This is a genomic window from Pseudoalteromonas sp. SG43-5 (genome assembly GCF_014164345.1).
In the GTDB taxonomy this organism is placed as follows: domain Bacteria; phylum Pseudomonadota; class Gammaproteobacteria; order Enterobacterales; family Alteromonadaceae; genus Pseudoalteromonas; species Pseudoalteromonas distincta.
Genome location: NZ_JACJFA010000011.1, coordinates 115061 through 136998, shown reverse-complemented (window position 1 = coordinate 136998; position 21938 = coordinate 115061). Strand labels below are relative to the sequence as shown.

General features: G+C 38.8%; 15 protein-coding genes. 9 read left to right on the top strand and 6 right to left on the bottom strand.

All coding sequences use genetic code 11. The features are described 5' to 3' along the window. Nucleotides 1–362 precede the first annotated feature (362 nt). Entirely contained in the window at nt 363–1856 is a 1494-nt protein-coding gene (gene gppA / locus H5161_RS12960) for a guanosine-5'-triphosphate,3'-diphosphate diphosphatase (RefSeq protein WP_182694252.1), read from the bottom strand. Nucleotides 1857–1899: 43 nt separating this feature from the next. Next, the gene (gene rhlB, locus H5161_RS12955; RefSeq protein ID WP_002960940.1) at nt 1900–3177 is read right to left on the bottom strand and encodes an ATP-dependent RNA helicase RhlB; all 1278 of its coding nucleotides are present in this window, start codon (nt 3175–3177) and stop codon (nt 1900–1902) included. A gap of 91 nt (nt 3178–3268) precedes the next feature. Between rhlB and trxA the strand changes: the two genes are divergently transcribed. Then, complete coding sequence (gene trxA, locus H5161_RS12950; RefSeq protein ID WP_002960942.1) at nt 3269–3595, top strand: thioredoxin TrxA; 327 nt, start codon at nt 3269–3271, stop codon at nt 3593–3595. A gap of 186 nt (nt 3596–3781) precedes the next feature. Then, a complete protein-coding gene (gene rho, locus H5161_RS12945; RefSeq protein WP_002960945.1) occupies nt 3782–5041 on the top strand; it encodes a transcription termination factor Rho in 1260 nt (419 codons plus the stop codon). Between the two features lie 63 nt (nt 5042–5104). On the opposite strand, the gene H5161_RS12940 is transcribed toward rho, so the two are convergent. Then, the gene (locus tag H5161_RS12940) at nt 5105–7924 is read right to left on the bottom strand and encodes an ATP-binding protein (protein ID WP_182769473.1); all 2820 of its coding nucleotides are present in this window, start codon (nt 7922–7924) and stop codon (nt 5105–5107) included. A gap of 76 nt (nt 7925–8000) precedes the next feature. Between H5161_RS12940 and H5161_RS12935 the strand changes: the two genes are divergently transcribed. After that, a complete protein-coding gene (locus H5161_RS12935) occupies nt 8001–8573 on the top strand; it encodes a DNA-J related domain-containing protein (protein ID WP_182769472.1) in 573 nt (190 codons plus the stop codon). A gap of 22 nt (nt 8574–8595) precedes the next feature. Here the strand turns inward: H5161_RS12935 and dbpA are convergent, their stop codons facing one another. Then, nucleotides 8596–9984, bottom strand: a complete 1389-nt coding sequence (dbpA, locus tag H5161_RS12930; protein WP_002960948.1) for an ATP-dependent RNA helicase DbpA — start codon at nt 9982–9984, stop codon at nt 8596–8598. A 190-nt stretch (nt 9985–10174) separates the two neighbouring features. Between dbpA and H5161_RS12925 the strand changes: the two genes are divergently transcribed. From H5161_RS12925 to H5161_RS12915, 3 genes are all read left to right on the top strand, one after another. Further along, nucleotides 10175–12253 (top strand): TonB-dependent siderophore receptor, encoded by a 2079-nt coding sequence (locus H5161_RS12925; protein ID WP_182696157.1) that lies wholly within the window; start codon nt 10175–10177, stop codon nt 12251–12253. 180 nt (nt 12254–12433) lie between these two features. After that, entirely contained in the window at nt 12434–13834 is a 1401-nt protein-coding gene (locus H5161_RS12920; RefSeq protein WP_182769471.1) for a M20/M25/M40 family metallo-hydrolase, read from the top strand. Between the two features lie 86 nt (nt 13835–13920). After that, nucleotides 13921–14862 (top strand): tetratricopeptide repeat protein, encoded by a 942-nt coding sequence (locus H5161_RS12915; protein WP_182769470.1) that lies wholly within the window; start codon nt 13921–13923, stop codon nt 14860–14862. 33 nt (nt 14863–14895) lie between these two features. Here H5161_RS12915 and H5161_RS12910 read toward each other — a convergent pair whose 3' ends face one another. Then, nucleotides 14896–16860 carry a S9 family peptidase gene (locus H5161_RS12910; RefSeq protein WP_259398700.1) on the bottom strand — a complete coding sequence of 655 codons (1965 nt, stop codon included), beginning with the start codon at nt 16858–16860 and terminating at the stop codon, nt 14896–14898. Between the two features lie 80 nt (nt 16861–16940). After that, nucleotides 16941–17846: a DUF808 domain-containing protein gene (locus H5161_RS12905; RefSeq protein WP_182769468.1), complete on the bottom strand. Its 906-nt coding sequence runs from the start codon at nt 17844–17846 to the stop codon at nt 16941–16943. Nucleotides 17847–17991: 145 nt separating this feature from the next. Between H5161_RS12905 and H5161_RS12900 the strand changes: the two genes are divergently transcribed. The 3 genes from H5161_RS12900 to ubiD all read left to right on the top strand — a co-directional run bounded on the left by H5161_RS12900 (nt 17992) and on the right by ubiD (nt 21908). Next, nucleotides 17992–18273 (top strand): MliC family protein, encoded by a 282-nt coding sequence (locus H5161_RS12900; RefSeq protein WP_182696161.1) that lies wholly within the window; start codon nt 17992–17994, stop codon nt 18271–18273. 66 nt (nt 18274–18339) lie between these two features. Beyond that, complete coding sequence (locus H5161_RS12895) at nt 18340–20370, top strand: methyl-accepting chemotaxis protein (protein WP_182769467.1); 2031 nt, start codon at nt 18340–18342, stop codon at nt 20368–20370. A 71-nt stretch (nt 20371–20441) separates the two neighbouring features. Then, the gene (gene ubiD / locus H5161_RS12890; protein ID WP_182769466.1) at nt 20442–21908 is read left to right on the top strand and encodes a 4-hydroxy-3-polyprenylbenzoate decarboxylase; all 1467 of its coding nucleotides are present in this window, start codon (nt 20442–20444) and stop codon (nt 21906–21908) included. Nucleotides 21909–21938 lie beyond the last annotated feature (30 nt).

Here is a 21938-nt window from a genome sequence, read left to right as displayed (position 1 = left end):
GGCTGTTAGAACTCAATCTGTACGAGTGCCCACACAGATGATTGCTTTATATTGTTAAAGAACGTTTTGAGTCGCTTTAGCGTCTCAAGGGATGCGAATAATACACCCTTTATTTTTCGAGTCAACACTTTGTTTTAAACTTTCTTTTGGAAGATTTAAAACCGAAGTTTTATTTAACTCTGTGAGTAGTTCGTGCCTTGCTATGCTTCAGCGTTTCCCGTCTCAGTGGGGTCGCATTATAGGGAGATCCGAAAACAGATCAACCCTTTTTTGAAGAAAACTTGAAATAATATGCGGTTCGCACATATTTACATCGAAATGGTTACTTTAAACACTAAAAAGGCCCTGATGGGCCTTTTTAATTAGTTTACTATGAGCTTCCAGCCAAGTTTTCCTTGCTGTTTAGACTCTTGTTGCAGCTCGCTGGCCATTAATGGATGATCTTTTAACCAGTTACTTTCAAACTTAAGGTCTAACACTTCATTTTTAGCAGTTAACTTAAACTTAGGCAGTACATCATCTTGTCTGCGCATTGATAAAATGACTGCTATTCGTAGTAATCTCACTATATATTGTGCTAATAGACTATTTACGCCGAGTGAATTAAAACAACCTTTTGGAAAATCAGATCGATGTGCATCTGCTACCGCTACTATTAATTTATGCTCTGACTGTGAAAAACCAGGCATATCGGTATTTTCCAAAATATAAGCGGTATGTTTATGGTACTGCTTATACTCTATTAGTAATCCAATCTCATGAAGCTGCGCTACCGCTTTTAATAGTGGTAACCCATTTAAGCTTTCAATTGGCCAATCTTTATCAATACTCAGCGCTAACTGCATTGCCAAGCTTGAAACTCGACACGCTTGTTTTTGATCAACATGATAACGGCTCATAAACCCATCAACAGTGCGTTTGCGAATGTCGTTATTATGAAACTCCGGAACCATGCTATATAAAACACCTTCACGCAGTGCTCCACCCGCCAATCCCATTTTTTCTATTTCAAGAGATTCAAATAGTGCGATTAAGATTGCAAGTCCTGATACAAATACCAGTCGACGGTCTTCACTTAACCCAGGAAGGTCTAGCGCTGCAATAGTGCTAAATGCAATTGCTTGATCTTTTATGGTGTTGAGCTTTTCAAGTGTAAGTAAGTCGTCAAGATTTTGCGCGACCATAATTTCTTGAATTGCTTGTACTGTACCAGAAGCTCCAGATGCAATTTGCCATCCAGCTGCTTTATACTCTGGAGAAATTTCATCAATGACTGTACGAGCCGCTTTTATTGCTGCGTTAAAGTTACTCTTACTTAGTTGGCAATCTTTAAAATAGCGTTCAAGATAGGTAACACACCCCATATTGAGGCTTTTGTAATGTAGGGCATCAAATGCTTTACCAATTACAACTTCTGTGCTTGCACCACCAATATCAATAACAAGCTGTTTGCCAGTACAAGATGAAGTATGGGCAACACCTTTATAAATTGTGCGCGCTTCTAATTCTCCGCTAATAACATTAATGTTATGACCTAGAATTTTTTCGGCATGATTTTTAAATACTTCGGCGTTAGTTGCTAAGCGTAAGGTAGCTGTTGCTACTATGGTGATGTTTTTGTCTGGGATATCTTGTAGACGCTCAGCAAAAAGGGCAAGGCATTCCCAGCCTCGCTGCATTGCTTCAGTGCTTAATACGTTTCCTTTATCAAGCCCTGCGGCTAATCGGACTTTGCGTTTAACACGTCCAATTGTTTGTAGACCGCCAGCAATTGATTTGGCAATAAGCATATGAAAGCTATTTGAGCCCAAATCAATAACTGCGTACACATTTTTTTGCGGTTTAAGTTGCCCCACCGTTCAAAAACCTCTAGTTACTACTACTTATACAAACGGTCGCTTACGACCGTCCTTTTTGGTAACTATTATTTGGGCGACGTCCGCTATTATTACTACGGTTACGTGGACCTGTTGAATAGTTGCGCTTTCTTTGAATAATAGGCTGAGTTAAATCATCTAGCAATGCTGTTTTATCATAATGTGATAAAGGAATGCTGTGCTCTATATATTCTTCAATTTCATGCAGGTTGTATGCATATTGCTCACATGCAAAACTAATTGCGTGGCCTGATGCACCAGCGCGGCCAGTACGGCCAATACGGTGAACATAATCTTCACAATCGTCAGGTAAATCAAAGTTAAACACATGACTTACTTCTGGAATATGAAGACCACGCGCTGCAACATCGGTCGCAACTAAAAAGTCTAAATCACCTTTGCTAAATTGCGCTAATATAGTTTGGCGTTTTTTCTGGTTAACATCACCAGTAAGCATACCTACACGATGACCGTCTGATTTAAGCCAAGCATAAACCGTCTCACAACTATGCTTGGTATTTGCAAACACGATTGCCTTCTCTGGCCATTCTTCTTCAATTAAGGTTAACAACAGCTTAATTTTATCTTCTTGCGAAGGATGAAATAGCTCTTCTTGAATACGTTTACCCGTTTTAACGTCAGGTTCAATTTGAACATGCTCTGGGTTTGTCATGTGCTCAAAAGCTAATTCTTGTACGCGATACGACAATGTGGCAGAGAATAATAAGTTTAAACGCTTTGATGTATCTGGCATACGATCGAACATATAGCGAATATCTTTGATAAAACCTAAATCGAACATACGATCGGCTTCGTCCAGCACGACTACCTCAATTTCATTAAGGGTGTAACAGCCTTGCTTATACAGATCAATTAGGCGACCTGTAGTACCAATTAAAATATCAACGCCTTTTTCTAGTTGTGCACGTTGTTTTTCGTAATCTTCGCCACCATATACTAAACCTAAGTTAAGATTACAGTGCGGCGCTAAAATTTTAGCATCTTTGTGTATCTGAATCGCAAGCTCCCGAGTAGGGGCCATGATCAGGGCTCTTGGATGTTTACTAGGTGCTTTGCTAGATTGTAATAACCGATGGCACGTGGCGGTTAAAAACGCCAACGTTTTGCCTGTACCCGTTTGAGCTTGGCCCGCGATATCGCGTCCATCACAAATAAAAGGTAGGCATTTTGCTTGAATAGGTGTGCAATATTCAAACCCATTCTCGGTTAAACCGGCAACCACTTCCGGTGCGATAGCAAAGTCTGAAAACTTTTTATCGGTTAAATGTGTCTTAGTCATAGCGTTTAAGCATAACGTTTAAACTTGCAATAAGAAACAAGAGTGTTTAAATACGCACTAAATATTTCGCCTAACTAAATCGGAGAGCGCAATGAGCGAGAAAATAATCCAAATTACTGACGATAGCTTTGAAGCTGACGTATTACAATCAGACAAACCAGTACTAGTAGATTTCTGGGCTGAATGGTGTGGACCTTGTAAAATGATCGCCCCTATTCTTCACGAAGTTGCTGATGAATACGACAGCCGTGTGACTGTTGCTAAATTAAATATTGACCAAAATGCTGGCACACCGCCAAAGTTTGGTATTCGTGGTATCCCTACTTTACTTCTTTTTAAAGATGGCCAAGTAGCTGCAACGAAAGTAGGTGCTCTTTCAAAAACTCAACTTATCGAGTTTTTAGAAAACAACATCTAACGGTAAGCTAGAACAATAAAAAGGGCTTTTTTGCCCTTTTTTAAATTTATTTTGTATAAAGACTGGACGCTTTGCCAGTGAACTGCTAGTTTATAAAGCCAACTAATCCTTAGTTATATTCAACAAACCTCACTCAACGATCAAAGCGATTTTGAGTATGACAACTGTAATAAAGAACCCACCAATATGCATTTACGCGAATTAAAAGACAAGTCGATTAAAGAGCTTGTAGACTTAGCTGAGTCCATGGGGCTCGAAAACGTAGCCCGCTTAAGAAAGCAAGATATCATTTTTGCCATTCTTAAATCCCATGCCAAAGGCGGAGAGAATATCTTCGGCGGCGGTGTATTAGAGATTTTACAAGATGGTTTCGGCTTCTTAAGATCATCAGAAGCCTCTTACTTAGCTGGGCCAGATGACATTTATGTTTCACCTAGCCAAATTCGCCGTTTCAGCATGCGTACTGGCGATTCAATTTCAGGCCTTATTCGTCCACCTAAAGACGGTGAACGTTACTTTGCTTTACTCAAAGTAAATGAAGTTAACTTTGATAAACCTGAAAACTCTCGAACTAAAATTCTTTTTGAAAACCTTACTCCACTACATGCAAACGAACGTTTTCGCATGGAACGTGGTAACGGCAGTAAAGAAGATATTACAGCCCGTGTACTTGATTTAGCATCTCCTATTGGCCGCGGCCAACGTGGCTTGTTAGTAGCTCCGCCAAAAGCGGGTAAAACAATGCTACTTCAAAACATTGCACAATCAATTACGCATAATCACCCTGATGTAACATTAATGGTTTTACTTATTGATGAACGTCCGGAAGAAGTAACTGAGATGCAACGCCTAGTTAAAGGTGAAGTTATTGCATCAACGTTCGATGAGCCAGCTTCTCGTCACGTACAAGTTGCCGAAATGGTTATCGAAAAAGCAAAACGCCTAGTTGAACATAAAAAAGATGTTGTTATCTTATTGGATTCAATCACTCGTTTAGCACGTGCTTATAACACCGTTATTCCTTCATCAGGTAAAGTACTTACTGGTGGTGTTGACGCTAACGCATTACATAAACCTAAGCGCTTCTTTGGTGCTGCACGTAACGTTGAGGAAGGTGGTAGCTTAACAATTATAGCTACAGCGCTTATCGATACCGGCTCTAAAATGGATGAAGTTATCTACGAAGAGTTTAAAGGTACTGGTAACATGGAACTTCACCTTAACCGTAAAATTGCGGAAAGACGTGTATTCCCTGCTATCGACTTTAATCGTTCAGGCACTCGTCGTGAAGAATTACTAACAAAACCAGATGAGCTTCAAAAGCTTTGGATTTTACGTAAAATTGTTCATGACATGTCAGAAATTGATGCAATGGAATTCTTAATCGATAAACTATCGATGAGCAAAACCAATGATGAATTTTTTGATTCGATGAGACGCCAATAAAGCGTTTTAGCTGAATAAAAAAAGCGCCTAAGGCGCTTTTTTTATGTCTGGATTAAACACAGTTTAACTTTCGTTATACTTTTTAAGTACACTCTGCAGCGTATCAACGAGCGCTTTAAAGTCATTCGCACTACTTTTTTGGGTCCTGCGTAAAAGGGCTCTATCTAAACTTTGAGCCGATTGCGCAATTTCATCTAAACCAAACATTTGCGCCGCTCCTAAAATGCGATGACTATCTTTTTGTAGCGCGGCTAAATCTTCACTTATGAAATGCTGAGTAATCGTTTCACTCTCCAAAGCAAAGCTTTGCTTAAAACTAATGACAAGATCGCTCATATCAACTTCATTTTGCTTTGTAATTGGCTGATCTTCTGCATTATGTAGGTGGCTGGAAAGCGCTTTATAAAATGACTCTTTATCTATCGGTTTACCTAAGTAACCACTAAACCCTAACTCTAAATAGCCATCCACTTCATGACTCATAGCATTTGCAGTTAAAGCAAAAATAGGCCGCTCAAAACCACACTGTTTTAATAGCTGAAAAGCAGAACGCCCATCCATCACAGGCATTTGAATATCGAGTAGCACTAAATCAGGATACTCTTTTAAGCACTGCTCTACCGCTTGCTCACCGTTTTCAACGGCAATAACCTCGAGCCCCATTGAACGTAAATAGCGGCTTATTAACCTTCGATTATCAGGGTGATCTTCTGCTAGTACAACACGCCCTGCCAATTGCTTATTTACCTTTGGAGCACTTTGAGTTTCAATCAGGCTTTGCGATTTATTTACTTCTGCGCACGGTAAAAAGAACGAAAACTGACTGCCCTTTTTGTATTCGCTTTGTACACTGATATAACCGCCCATCATCGCGGCTAATTGTTGCGATAAGCTAAGGCCTAACCCTGTCCCCCCAAAGCGACGGCTAATACTGTTATCAGCTTGGCTAAAGCATTCAAAAATAAGCTTTAACTGTTTAGAGCTCATACCAATACCGGTATCTTTTACAATAATCACTAGCCCTTGTTCACTCTTATTTAAAGCAATAATGATTTGGCCAGCGTGAGTAAACTTAATAGCATTAGCACATAAATTTATAAGAATTTGTTTTACGCGTATTAAATCCAGCTTAGTGTAAAACTCATTACCCACTTGATTGTCTAAAATGAGGCGTAAATTTTTTGCTTTTGCTTGAGTGATAAACATTGCATGTACGTCATTTACAAGCTCTACAATATCAAAGCACGAAATATTTAACTCTAACCTATTAGCTTCAATTTTACTTAAATCGAGTACATCATTTATTAAGCTTTTTAAATGGTCACTGTGACGCTGAATTACTCTTAGTTCATCTTTAAGTGACTCAGGCTCATATAATTCATTAATTAAAGCATCTGTTTGCCCTAAAATAGCCGTTAGTGGAGTGCGGATTTCGTGGCTAATATTGGCCAAAAACTGGCTTTTAACATCGTTAGCTTCTCTTAGCTCCTGTGCTATTGCTTGTAACTCGGCAGTGCGCTGCGTAACTTGCTCTGTTAACTGCTGCTTAGCGCGTTTTTCTGCGCCACGGCGGTATAGCGCAATACCAGTTACAACAACCAAAAGTAATAGTAAAAAAGAGAATAAAGTAAGCTGAGAACGCTGCGACATTTTTAGCTCTTGCACACGTCGATCTTGTTTAAGTTTTTCTATCTCTTGGTTTAATTGGGTTGCTTTAAATTGATGCTGAAGTACCGCTAATGCATTTATAATTGCTGTACTTCTGAGTTTTCGCAGCTCACTAATATATTCTTGTTGCAAGGCCATTGCGCTTGAATAATCGCCTTTACTGGCTTCAAGTAGTGCTTTAGTCCCTAAACCCTCCCTAATTATTCGCTCACTGCCATATTCGTGGGCAAGTGAAATAGCTCTATCTAAACTTATTTTCGCCTCTTCTAAGTTGCCTTTAACAAACTGAATTTTACCAAGCGCATGTAGCGCATTAAGCTCTAAATTATGGTTACCTATTTTAAGCGCATAGTACTCACCTAATTTAGCTTGCTCGTACGCTTCATCTACTTTTTTTAACACTAAATTAGTATTTGCCAAGTTGGTATATTGCGTAGATAACTTATTGTAATCATTGGCTGAATTATAATAACGCAGCGCTAGCTGGTAATAATGAAGTGCTAAGTCAAATTGATTACTCTCCATATGAGCAACACCCATATTGTTGTATACCTGCGCAATACCGCTTTTATCATCTAACCGCTGATAAACTTTAAGTACATCTTGATAAAGACTAAATGCACTATCGTAGCGTGATAAGCGTATATAAACGCCTGCTATATTAAGTAATATGTCGGTTTGATCTTGCTCACTACCGTGCGCTTCGTAAATAGCTTTTGCCTTTAAGTAAAACTCTAGGGTATCGCCTAGCTTATTCATATTAAAATAAGCCAAACCAATATTATTTAGTAAATTTGCTTGTTCAAGTAGTTGTTCATTTTTTTCAGCTAATACTAGGGTGCGGGTATATTCACTTATGGCCTTTTGAAATAAGCCTTGATAAAAAAGTGCTACACCTTGCATTTTTATTGCACGAAAGTGCTCGTCAGGAAAGAAAGTATCTGAAGTGTTTTTTTCTAATAATTTAAAATAGTGTAAAGATTCTTTAAAATTATCAGCCGATAACGCACTATTACCTAATGCCGAATAAACAGCGACACGCTCTTTTTTAGAAACGTTTTTATTAGCAAGTAACGTATTTGCTAATTGTAATTTAGGCTCCCACTGCACTTCGTTTTTGAATTGCTCAAATAACGAATCACTATTTTGGGCATAGCTAGGAGCTATTAGTACACAGCATATAGTAAATAAGAGGCATTTAAACTTGCCCAGCATAATTTTAATCCTTCAAACCGTTACTTATATCAGTGTAATCTTTATTGAAGATACACTAACTACTAGGGCCTAAACAATGCTTAACCCACTGATTGATGAGATTTTTGAGCTGATATTAACAAGGCAGGTTTGGCAAGTTCATACTTTAGCAGCAGAACTGACAAACCGCAGCGCAATAACAACACTCGATAAAAGCCCTGAACGTGATTTATTTAAACGTAACTTTTTAATTATGAATGCATTGTACCAACTGCAGGCACAATTACGCCCTCAAAGTTTACTCATTTCAACTCTGCATATCGAGCTTTTAGAAAAAGAAGATAATAGTTTAGTAACAACGAACGAAAATTTGCGAGATTATTATTTAGATTGCCGTAATTACGATACCGATGAAGAGAAAATTGATGAGCTTTTGAATAGTTTTTGGCGTCAGTTTAAAACGACATCACCACAACAAGCATTAAATGACAATGAATTCAAAGCGTTGGCTTTAGAATGGAAATTACCTGAAAATTTCACTCTTAAAAACGTTCAAAAGCGCTGGAGACAACTTGCATTACAGATGCACCCAGATAAACCAAGTGGGTGTGAAGTTAAGTTTAAAAAAATAAAATTACAATACGAGCAGCTAAAGGTAGCTGCTCGCTAATTTGTAAATTTAGCGGTTTAAATTAACGAGTAAGGCGACGAGCGCGTATTTTACGCCCTTTAATGTTGCCTTCGGTTAGTTTGCGAAGTGCTGGTTTTGATGAGTTACGTTCAACAGCAACAAATGCTACGTTATCAAGTACGTTAATTTTACCTACTTGACGACCTGCAACCCCATCCTTACCTGTTAGAGCACCAAGAATATCGCCTGCACGTACTTTTTGCTTTTTACCTGAATCAATCATCAAAGTAACCATTTCAGGGCGGTACGGCGGTTTATCTAATAAATTAAACGGCGGCATTTGCTCTGGAGTAATATCACGCTCGTAATGATCGCCAATTTGTGCAATTTTAAACGCTTCAGCTTCACCATAAATAGAACAAGCAATGCCCTTTTTACCAGCACGACCAGTTCGGCCAACACGGTGAACATGTGTTTGCGTGTCATGTGCTAAATGGTAGTTAATAACCATATCCATGTCATCAATATCTAAACCTCGTGCAGCAACATCGGTTGCAACAAGTATTGAAGCACTTTTATTTGAAAAGTGAATTAGCGTACGTTCACGATCGCGTTGCTCTAAATCACCGTGCAATGCAACAGCGCTGAAGCCTTCGTCAGCTAAATCATCACACACTTGTTGAGTTTCTACTTTGGTATTACAAAATACAACACAGCTTTGTGGTGTAAATTTAAGAAGTAATAACTTAAGCGTTGGATAGCGCTGCTTATTGTTATCCATTTTGTAGAAGTACTGCTTAATTGTGCTTTTGGCTTGCTCTTCTTCTACTTTAACCATTTCTGGATTTTTAAGTACACGCTTAGCAATTGCTTCAATAGCTCTTGGGAAAGTAGCACTAAATAACAATGTTTGACGATTTTGTGGAATACGCTCAATAATTGCATCTAATGTGTCTTGAAAACCCATATCAAGCATTTGATCGGCTTCATCAAGCACCAATGTTTCCACATCATCTAAACGTAGAGTACCTTTACGAATATGGTCATCAACACGCCCTGGCGTGCCAACAATAATATGCGCACCATGTTCAAGTGAACCTATTTGCGGGCCAATTGAAACACCACCACATAACGTCAATATTTTTATGTTATGAATGCCGCGCGCTAATTTACGCATTTCAACTGCAACCTGCTCGGCAAGTTCACGAGTCGGACACAAGACTAAAGATTGAATACGAAAGCGTTTTACATTTAATTTAGCTAACACACCCAAGCTAAACGCAGCAGTTTTACCTGAACCGGTTTTTGCCTGAGCAATGATGTCTTTACCAGCAAGTACAGGCGGCAAACTTTGCGCTTGTACAGGTGTCATGTGGGCATAGCCAAGGGTTGATAAGTTATCAACGAGTCCAGCCGGTAAAGCCAAAGATGAAAAAGCAGTTGAAGTCACAGTAAGTTCCATAGCAATAAAATAACATGGGAGAAAGCCCCACTAATATGCAGCTTATAATAGCAGAATTCGTAATTGGCAACCATTAACAAACACATTATAAAACATGTTAATGAAAGGTGTTGAAAATGATAGTAGTTTGCATTAAGATCGCGATTGTTTTTTTACATACCTGCGCTGGAAGCAATTAATGAAACTGAATTCTATTTACATAGCTCTATTAGCAAGCATTACGACAAGCACATATGCAAACACTACCGACCTTGAACGCATAGAAGTAAAGGGTAGCTACTTTAACGATTACAAAGTAGATAACGCTAATGGCGCAATGAGAACATCAGCTTCATTACTTGAAACTGCACAATCTGTCACTGTAATAACCGACACTATTATTAGCGAACAGCTTGCCACTACACTTGGCGAAGTACTCACAAATGACGCAAGCTTAACTGCAGGCTCACAACAACGAAATCGTGAGGTATTTAACTTACGCGGCTTTGAGCTGAGCTCATCGACAGGTTATTTACGCGACGGTCATCAGCATTGGTCGCACTATCAGCAACCAATCGAAATTTTGCAGCAAGTTGAAGTAATTAAAGGCCCATCAAGTATTTTATATGGTCAGTCAGGCCCGGGTGGCTTGGTTAACATGGTAACTAAAAAACCTACAGCACAAACACTATTTAATGCCAGTGCCGATGTAGATCAGCATGGCTCAACCCGCTTTATGGTTGATGCTGCAGGTGCCTTGACTGAATCGGAAGATTTACGTGCTCGCGGGATTTTAGTAAAGCAAGACGTTGACTACTGGCGTGAGTACCAAAACGGTGAAAATCGTGAACGCGACCGCTTTTTAGGTGCTTTAATTGTAGATTACGATATTAGCGATAACGCATTAGTACGTGTGCATTACGACCGCACAGATGACGAAGCAGGTTTAGATACTGGCGCATGGATAGACGATAATGCTAATGTAATTGGTAGCGATAAAACAATCCGTGATATGTCTTGGGCGTTTACCGATATTACCGTAGAAAACCTAGGTGTAGACCTAGAAGTATTTTTAACCGATAACTGGCAAGTAAAACTTGGCTATAACGAACAAACGTTTGAACGTCAACGCTTTGAGTCAGCACCTCGCATGCCTAGTAGCTTTGCTGAAGGTGACAGCTATGAATCTCGTCCTTACGACCGTTTTGACGATTGGCAATTTAAAACTGCATTTATTGATTTTATTGGTGAATTTAAAACAGGTAGCTTACAGCATCAGTTTTTAATTGGCGCAAACTCGCTAGATTACTACTACGGGCAACGCCGTACTTCTGCTGACTACTTTGATTTTTCTGCAGGACAAGCAGAACCATCACGCCCATCTGTAAGTTATAAAACAGATGATACAGTAAGCGAAACTGAATACGACTATTACGGTATTTACGTTCAGGACTTAATTTCGTTCTCACCACAATGGCAATTATCGCTAGGTGGCCGTTACGATAAGCAAACTCGAGAAGGTGCAGATAACGAGTCATTTGTACCAAAGGTAGGTGTGCTTTATCATCCAAATACTTCGGCAACTATATATGCAAGTTACTCAGAAGGTTTTGAGCCTCAAGGTAGTGAAACTCTGATTGATGAAACCGATGTAAATAATGGCATGAAGCTAGATGCCATTACCTCAGAGCAAAGAGAGATTGGTATTAAATGGCAATTATTTGATGACCGTTTACTGCTTACAGGTGCAATTTTTGATATTAGTAAAGAAGGCACACTTGTTAGCGAACAGCTTGAGACGCCTATTGGCTCATTCACAAGTGAAACAAACCAAGTGGGTGAACAACGCCATAAAGGTGTTGAAGTAAGCGCACAAGGTGCTGCTACCGACCGCTTATTTGTTATGGCATCAACTATGTATCTAGATGCTAACTTTGAACGCGATGAAGTATTGGAAGGTAAACGCCCTACCGATGCACCAAAATGGTCGGCATCACTTTGGACTCGTTATGAATTAAACGACGCCATTGCCATTAACGCTGGCGCTTTTTACGAAGGCGAGCGCTTTGCAGATAGCGATAATACAATTACTAAAGATGCATATACACGTGTTGATGTTGGCGCCACTTATAAGTTTAACTTAAGCAATACCGATATTAATTTACGTCTTAACATCGAAAACTTATTTGATAAAAGCTATTTAGGTGGTGGCGGCACGAGTAATGTAACTATTGGCGAGGGCACAAATCTTCGTTTAGCAGCGCAATTTAGCTTTTAAATAAATGCCTTAAATAACAGTGTTAAAAGATAGCCCGCGTACATTTACGCGGGCTTTTTTATATCTAAACGTTTATACCTAACAGCATTAAACCTATTACAAAGCCTATTCATCTCATCTATTTTTTATCATGTTTGTTACATGTTCTAATAGCGCTAATTATTAAAAAGGCTTACCCAAATGAAAAAATTAATTACCGCACTGCTGCTTACTAGCAGTATGGCTGCAAACGCTAACAACGCCGAATTTACCCAAAAGCAATTACAACAAGTCAATGAAGTGCGCACCTCTGCACTAAATAGTGATCTAAGCTATAAATTACTAGAGTCATTAACAACTGAGGTTGGCCCTCGCTTACCTGGTACTGAAAATGATAAAAAAGCAGTGGCATGGGCTAAAGCTAAATTTAATGAGCTTGGTTTTGATAAAGTATGGCTTGAAGAAGCGACTTTTCCTGAATGGCGCCGTTATAGCGAAAGCGGAAAAATACTAACACCAAGCGAGCAACCTCTACATTTAACTGCATTAGGTAACAGTATAAGCACGCCTAAAGGTGGGATCACAGCATCAGTAGTCTTGTTCGAAACACTTGATGAGTTAATTGCAGCACCTGCAAACAGCCTAAAAGGTAAAATTGCGTATATTAATTACCGCATGAACCGCGATATAGACGGGAATGGTTACGGACCTGCTGTAAAAGCACGTGGCACAGGCGCTATAGAGGCGTCTAAAAAAGGCGCTGTTGCCTACATGATGCGCTCGGTAAGTACTGGTCATCATCGTTTTGCACACACTGGCGGTAGTTACTACAAAGAAGGTGTTACAAAAATACCTAATGTAACCATTGCTAACCCAGATGCCGATCAGATTGCACGACTCATTGCTTTAGATAAAGACGTATCGGTAAATATTAATGTGCAAACCGAAAGCCTTGGTGAAGACACTGGTTATAACGTTATTGGCCAATTTAATGGTACCGAAAACCCTGAGCAATATGTACTAATTGGCGGGCATTTAGATTCTTGGGACTTAGGGACTGGCGCACTAGATGACGGCGCAGGCGTTGCACTAACAATGGCAGCCGCTAAACATATTAGCGATGTAAAACGTCCTAAGCGAAGTATTCGTGTGGTACTTTTTGCAGCTGAAGAGCTAGGTCTTTGGGGTGCAAAAGCTTATTTTACAGAGCATAAAAACGAGCTAAGCAATATTGTTGCAGCAGCTGAGTCTGATTTTGGCGCCGATGTTGTATATGCTTTTGAATCGAATGTAAGCGCAGAGTCACTTCCTGTAGTGCGTGCTATTGCAAAAGAACTTGCGCCGTTAAATATTGAGCATATTGGTAAAAACCAAGCGAATGGTGGCCCTGATCTAATTCCACTTAAAGCAGCAACCTCAGCACCTATTTTTGAACTTGCTCAAGATGGAACAGATTACTTTGATTACCACCATACAGCTGACGATACGCTTGATAAAGTAACACCTGCTAAGCTTCGTCAAAATACCGCTGCATACGCTGTATTTGCTCTAATGGCTGCTGATGCAAAAACAACAATTAAGCCTAAAGCTCAAAATAAGTAATAACAGACATACTTACTTACAGTTTGTAGCTTTAACTAACACGCTTCTTGTTTTACCTTTAGGTAATTAAACAAGGAGCGTGCTTTATGTTACTTTTCAACACGAGTGAATCATTTCCATATTTTGCACAAACAACACGCTGCCCTCATTGTCAAAGCGACGCCTATCATTTAGTAAATAAAAGCCGCTATTTACGGTTTAGTATTTTACCTATGTTTGCCTTAAAATTAAGTTATAAACGCGAGTGCTATCAATGCGGAAAAAGCGAACCTGTAAAAATAACGCAACTACCGTTAATAGAAAAACTAAGCCTACCTAAATACTTTATTGGTGTATTTTTATTACTTTGGATTGTTTTATTTTTTTATCAACAGCACCTTAATAGCGAGACTCGAAAGGAAGGCTATTTAAATACGCCTAAAATATATGATACTTACTTAGTACACGCCGACAAATTTACACACGAGCCCTGGACCCTAACCAATTTAAGAATTGCTCAAATTTTAAATTTTGACGAACAATTTATTACCTTTCAGATAAGCAACTACAGCTATAAACGTAATAATAGTATTACTTTGGCAATGCGTACTAGCCAGCTAATTCAAGACAATTACTTTTCCACTAAAACAATCACCCTCCCTCGTGATGAAGTAGCACGCCTTTACAACGACGAAGCTATTTACGACGTGCTGCGCCCCTATGCCAACATCCTTTATGGTGGGTTTGTGATGCATCCTCCCAAACCTAAGCCACTATATAAAGGCTTAAAGCTCGATAAAAACAATCAACAAGGCATTATTTATTTTAAAGATGGTTTGTTTGTTGAAGCATTTAATAGCTTTAAACAAGCTGCTGAAGCGGGCTCTCAATGGGGGCAATTAAATTTAGCGCAAATGTATCGTGATGGTCAGGGAATAGATCAGGATCAACAGCAGGCTATTTATTGGTACAAAAAGGCTATTGAGCAAAAAAATACTAAAGCACAATTTGAATTGGAATCTCTTTGTAAAATAGCTAGCTGTGAATAAAGCAGCAAGTATGTTACTTGCTGCTTTAATATTTTATAACTCTAAATGTTTATCTAAAAAATTAATTACTTGTTTGTAGTAAGCAGTTCTGTGTTCTTCTTTGTAAAAACCATGGCCCTCATCCTCCAATAACACGTACTTATAAGGATGGCTAGCTTTTTTCAATGCAGCAATTAATGATTCGGCTTGTTCAATAGGGGCTCGTGCATCTTCACCTGCGTGAACTATGAACACAGCTGCTTTAAGCTTATCTATATTATAGCTAGGTGAAAATGCCTTCAAAAGCGTTTCATCAGTGCCTAAAACGTTTTCAAGATAGTTTTGTCCTGTACTACGCCCTGAAATATCACCTTCTTCAAACATTAGCGGTAGGTCATAAATACCAACTGTTCCAATTGCACACTTAAACATGTCTGGCTCTAAAATGGCGCTCTGCAAAGCTGAATAAGCACCAAAGCTTGATCCCATTATACAAATGTTGTTTTTGTTTACCGTTCCATTAGAAATTAAAAACTTAACACCATCAATAATATCAAACTGAATATCAGAACCCCACTTTTGGTAACCTGCTTCTTCGAAGTTTCGACCAAACCCACCTGAACCTCTAAAATTAACTCTTAGTACAGCCATTCCCCTACTTGCTAATAACTGTACCTCAGAATCATAACCCCAATAATCACGAGGGCCATGTGGACCGCCATGAGGCATTACAACTAGAGGTAAGTTTTTATCTTCAAGACCATTAGGAACAGTTAAATACCCATAAATAGTTAAACCATCCCGAGTTTTATATTGAATAGGTTTTGTCTCTGAAAGCTCATTTTCGTTCAGCCAGCCACGCGCTGAAAATAATATTCTTAGCTTATTTTGTACCCCATCGTATAAGTAATATTTACCAGGGTTGGTATCACTTGATGCGTAAATAACATTAATATCGCCATTAGAGGTGCTACTGACTAACTGCACTTGGTCGCCCTGCAATGCTTCTATCAAAGACTTTAAACGAACACTTTTATGAGAGTCTTTATCTATAAAAGCATAGTTTGGATAACCTAACTCACTTTCTATTGCAAATAATTCTTTTGAAACTTCATCAACCCAAACTCTTTTTGGAGATATATATTGTTCTTGATGAACTAATTCAATTTCCTTAGTATTTAAATTTAGTTTATATAACCCTTCAGCCTCTCCACCAACAGAAGCAGTCATATAAATGTTGTCACCAGACTTATCAAAAGCTTTTAGTCTAATATCGCCATAACTAACCTCTCCTAAATTTAATTTCTCCCAGTCACCGCCATCTTTTGCCTTAGTATGTATTTTTGCATCTATATAATTATCTGTAGATACTGAAACTCGAACATTACCATCATGATCAGTTAAAAATTCAGCCATACGTGATGGAGACAAAGTAACTTGCTTCCTTTTGCCCGTATATACATCTACTTCATAGACAATAGTATGCGGCTCATTACTCGAGGTCCAAGGATAGGTAACTACTAACATTTTTCTTTTGTTAGTAACTAAGGGATCTAATACAAATGAAGTTCCGTATAAAGGAGTCTGCCTTTTAAGGCGTGTACCTGTTTGCATTTCACCATGGTAACCAATTAGATACTTACCTCTAGCCCCATTAGCATTTACGCCAAATATCTCACCATGATATTCAGGGTGGTCTTGCCACCCTTTTAAATACTCTTTAGTGACAACAACTCGTTCATTATTAACCCAATGATAATCACCAACTTGAGCATTTCCTTCAAAGGCAACTGCATGAAGCATTTTAAAGTTTTCAGTATCAAAAATAACAAGCGCATTTTTACCTGCAACTTTATTTATAACCGCTAAATACTCGCCGCCTGGAGAAATAGTAGCGTGATTAAACTCTTTATTTTTACTGAAGTACTCCACGGGGATTTGGGGCTGCTTTGAGAAGCTAAAAAAGCTTACAAATAACAGAAATACTAACAAGTTACATCTTAAAAGAAAATTCATCATAATTCCCTGTATTAACAACAAGAAGTCATAATATATAAAGTCTTATAAAATGTAACGAAAATGATAACTAAATGTGTCTGCTATTTTTTAAATAACTTTGTATAACCTACACGTATAAGCACAACAACTAAGCCAGCAATCACGCCTAGCAAACCATCAAACAATAGAGGAGCTAATACTTCTCCTGTACCGCCAGCAACAGATTGGGCATAGTTTGTTACATCGACTTGAGTATGATGCAGTAACTCAACACCATGTACTAAAATCCCGCCGCCTACTAAAAACATCGCGATGGTGCCCGCAAATGCTAAAAACTGCATCAACCTAGGCGCTGCTGCGAGTAAGCCTTTCCCAAGTAATTCTTTAAATTTATTAGCTGTTACCTTTGATTGGTTGAGTAAATAAAGCCCTGCATCATCCAGTTTTACAATACCTGCCACTAAGCCATAAACACCAATAGTCATTATAATTGCGATAACACAAAGCACTAAAGCTTGATTAAGCAATGTAGCACCAGCCACAGTACCTAAAGTAATCACAATAATTTCGGCAGAAAGAATAAAGTCGGTTCTTATTGCCCCTTTTATTTTTTGTTTTTCGTACTCAACTAAATCTAACTTTTCATCTTCGTCTACCGCTTCACTGTTATGAGGCAAAAACTTAGCAAATACTTTTTCAGCTCCCTCAAAACATAAAAACAAACCACCCATCATTAAAAGCGGTGTTATTAACCAAGGCAGCCATACGCTTATTAATAAAGCAGCGGGTACGAGTATCGCTTTATTTAAAAATGAGCCCTTTGCCACAGCCCAAACAACCGGTAATTCACGCTCTGCTGCTACACCTGTAACTTGCTGCGCATTGAGCGCTAAGTCATCGCCTAATACACCCGCTGTTTTTTTTGTTGCAACCTTACTCATTGTCGCAATGTCATCAAGTAAAGTGGTTATATCATCTAATAACGTTAAAAGGTTAGTACCTGCCATAAAGCTTCCGAGCTCAAAAAATATTGCTATAAACATAACTTAAAGCGCTACTTTCACCAACGGTTAATTTTGCTTTGTTATTCTTACATTAGATTAAAATTTTGCCCTATGTTTTAACTAACGCTTAAAGAAGATGGGAGGAAAAATGAAAGTATATTTAGCATTAATCGCTATTTTACTAAGCTTAACCGCATGTAGTGATTTAAAAACCAGTACTGCTTACCAATGCGATGATGAGAGCGTAAAACTCAATATTATTAATAATTCTGAAGCCGAACTTATCTTTAATAATAAAGTACATGTACTTAATCACGAAAAAAGTGCCTCAGGGAATAAATATATAAATGAAGAGGTACTGTTTTGGGGTAAGGGCAATGAAGCCATGTTAATCATTGCAGGTAAAAAAAGACAGTGCACCAAGGCCTAACATAAAAACAACCAATAAATTACAATAATGCTACAATAATTAAAGACCCATTATTGTGATGAAGTTATGCGTTCAATTGCGATCAAACATAAAATAATTTTAGCCTTTACAGCCATTGGCATATTGGTGCTAACAAGTAGTGTATTTTTTTATTGGTCATTAAACAAAATTAGCGTTAACAATACCCGAACCGAAAAATTAGCGGTTCCGGTACAACAGTTCAGCAAAGATTTAAGGCTATCATTACTGTCTATTACCAAATTTAACGCCTTAGCTTACAGCCAAGAAAACCTTGATTTACTTCAACAAAATAAAAAACAGGCGCAAGTTGAGCAACAACAATTTAGCGATATGCTCAATCTGTTAAGCACTCAACTAAATCAACAAATAACAATGCAAAATTTACTCACCAGTACCAACGCAGGTTTCGAGCAACTGACTGAAGTAAGTGTCGCAATGTTTAGCGCTAAAGAGCGTAAGTTTGTAGCGCAAAATTCCACCATAGAATTATCAGCAACGTTTAACGAGCAACTTTACAATTTAAGTTCTAACTTACTTGATATAGAACTTTTAGAAGTGCCTGTAAAACAGCAGGCGTTACTTAATGCTATGTTTGGAACAGCGACCCGTATAGATGATTTATTGTTTAACTTAAGCAATAATATAAAAAGCATTACTCAAACTGCAAGTATCAATGATTTAAATAGTCATCAGCAAGATACTCTATTTCTACTAGATAACATCCAACCTAATTTCACCTATTTAGAGCAACAAGCGCTACCTTTTGATAATGCGTTTAATGCTAAAAATTTAACGGCTAAGTTTAATCAATTAAGAGAGTTACTTAACAACGATACAGGAATTTACGCCCAACAAAATAAAGTACTCAAAAGTGCTATTGCTGCGGCTCAAAATTTTGAACACTTTCAACAGCAATTTATAACAACAGAAGGTCAGCTTATTGAACTTAATAAATTGGCTGATGAGCGCTTTAATGCCTTACAAACTAATGCAAAGGCCGCCATAAATACAGGGATTAGTTCTGTAGTAATTATTACGATTGTTTTAATTATATTGATTATCGCAATCTCTATTTTTACAACTCGCGCAATGCTAAAACCGCTTAAAAAAGTAAACCGCGATTTAGCCCGAATCGCCTCAGGTGATTTATCAAAGCGAAGCCACCCACGTAGTAAAGATGAATTTGGTACTTTGCTAAGTAACATAAATAAACTCAGTGAAGACCTTACTAACCTAATTGGTGCAATTAGTAGCGACGCCCACGAACTAGACCGCAGCGCTATTAAAACCAGTGAAAAAGGTCAGCAAATGACGGTTGTTGCACAACAGCAGTTAGAGCGAAGCGCGCAGGCAACATCGCTTGCACAAAATATGCTAACCAACTCACAAGCGGTTTATGAGCAAGCTGATAAAACATCAAGTGAAATAACCAATGCATCGCAATTTGCAAATGATGTAAACGAGATTGCTAATCAAAATAGTCTAAGTATAGAAACTTTATTGCAGCGCCTTGATAAAGCAGTAGGCAGCACAGTAGAACTCGCACAGTACACCCAGCTTATTGAAGCCATTGTTGAAACAATTAGTAGCATTGCCGAGCAGACTAACTTACTTGCACTTAATGCTGCAATTGAAGCAGCGCGAGCGGGTGAAAACGGACGCGGGTTTGCTGTAGTTGCTGATGAGGTTCGATCATTAGCTGCACGTACACAAACCTCGACTAGCGAAATAAACACCATGATCCAAACACTGCAACAACACACTAAAACAACTCAAGAACACATTACTGATGGCCAACACCAAGCCAAGCAATGTGTTAAAAACAGCACTGAACTAAATAAAGCCGTAGAGCGTATTAAAAGCACATTGTTGTCTGTTAATCAGATGAGTGAGCAAATTGCTCATGCATCACATGAGCAATTGACTAACAGTGGCGACATTCAACAAATAATGGCAAAGGTGACAGAGCAAGCAACCTTGAATGCCCAAAATGCGACAACCCTAGCAAGCGAAAGTGAAGACGTAAACCAACTTGCACACTCTTTAACGAGTGCCGTAGAGCGCTTTAAGTTTTAAGTGCAAGTAATGACTTGCCTTGCATGAAATGGGTATAATACTTTAACTCTTTTGCTTAATAGCGGCCCACAATGAAATATAAAGATCTACGTGATTTTATCGATTTGCTTGAAAAAAAAGGCGAACTTAAACGTATCACCCAAGAAATCGACCCGTATCTTGAAATGACCGAAATATCTGATCGCACATTGCGTGCAAAAGGCCCAGCGTTATTATTTGAAAACCCAAAAGGCTACGATATGCCGGTGCTTACCAACTTATTTGGTACACCAAAACGCGTAGCAATGGGCATGGGCCAAACAGATGTTAGCGAGCTTCGCGAAGTGGGTAAGCTACTCGCTTTTTTAAAAGAACCTGATCCACCAAAGGGTATTAAAGAAGCACTAGGCGCTATACCCATTTTTAAGCAAGTGCTTAATATGCCTGCAAAAGAAGTAAAAAAAGCGCCTTGCCAACAAGTAGTTTTAGAAGGTGATGATGTAGATTTAACTAAATTACCTATTCAGCATTGCTGGCCAGGTGATGCAGCACCATTAATTACTTGGGGCCTTACCGTTACTAAAGGGCCTTATAAAAAGCGCCAAAATTTAGGTATTTATCGCCAGCAATTATTAGGCAAAAATAAAATAATTATGCGCTGGTTGTCACATCGTGGTGGCGCGCTTGATTTTCAAGAATGGTGTAAAGAAAACCCAGGGCAACCCTACCCTGTATCGGTAGCATTAGGTGCCGATCCTGCCACTATATTAGGTGCCGTAACGCCTGTACCTGACACTCTAAGCGAATATGCATTCGCTGGGTTATTACGTGGCAGCAGAACCGAAGTTGTAAAATCTATTTCAAATGACCTACAAGTCCCTGCCAGTGCAGAAATAGTACTTGAAGGTTACATAATGCCTAGTGAAATGGCGCCAGAAGGCCCTTATGGTGACCATACCGGTTACTATAATGAAGTCGATGACTTTCCAGTAATGACGGTCACTCATTTAACGCATCGTAAAGATCCTATTTATCACAGCACATTTACCGGCCGTCCGCCTGATGAGCCTGCTATTTTAGGTGTGGCACTTAATGAAGTGTTTGTGCCGATACTACAAAAGCAATTCCCTGAAATTGTCGACTTTTACCTTCCGCCTGAAGGGTGCTCATATCGTATGGCGATTGTAACAATGAAAAAACAATATCCAGGCCATGCTAAGCGCGTGATGATGGGTGTTTGGTCGTTCTTACGTCAGTTTATGTACACCAAATTTGTAATCGTCTGCGATGACGATGTTAACGCCCGCGATTGGGAAGATGTTATTTGGGCTATAACTACCCGAATGGATCCAGCGCGTGATACAACATTAATAGAAAACACACCTATTGATTATCTCGATTTTGCATCGCCAGTCTCTGGCCTTGGTTCAAAAATGGGAATGGATGCTACCAATAAATGGCCTGGCGAAACCACCCGCGAATGGGGCGAGCCTATTGTTATGGATAAAGACACCAAAGACCGCGTAGATGATATTTGGGAAAGCCTTAATATTCTTTAAGTGTTTATATGTAAGTACATAACAGGCTAT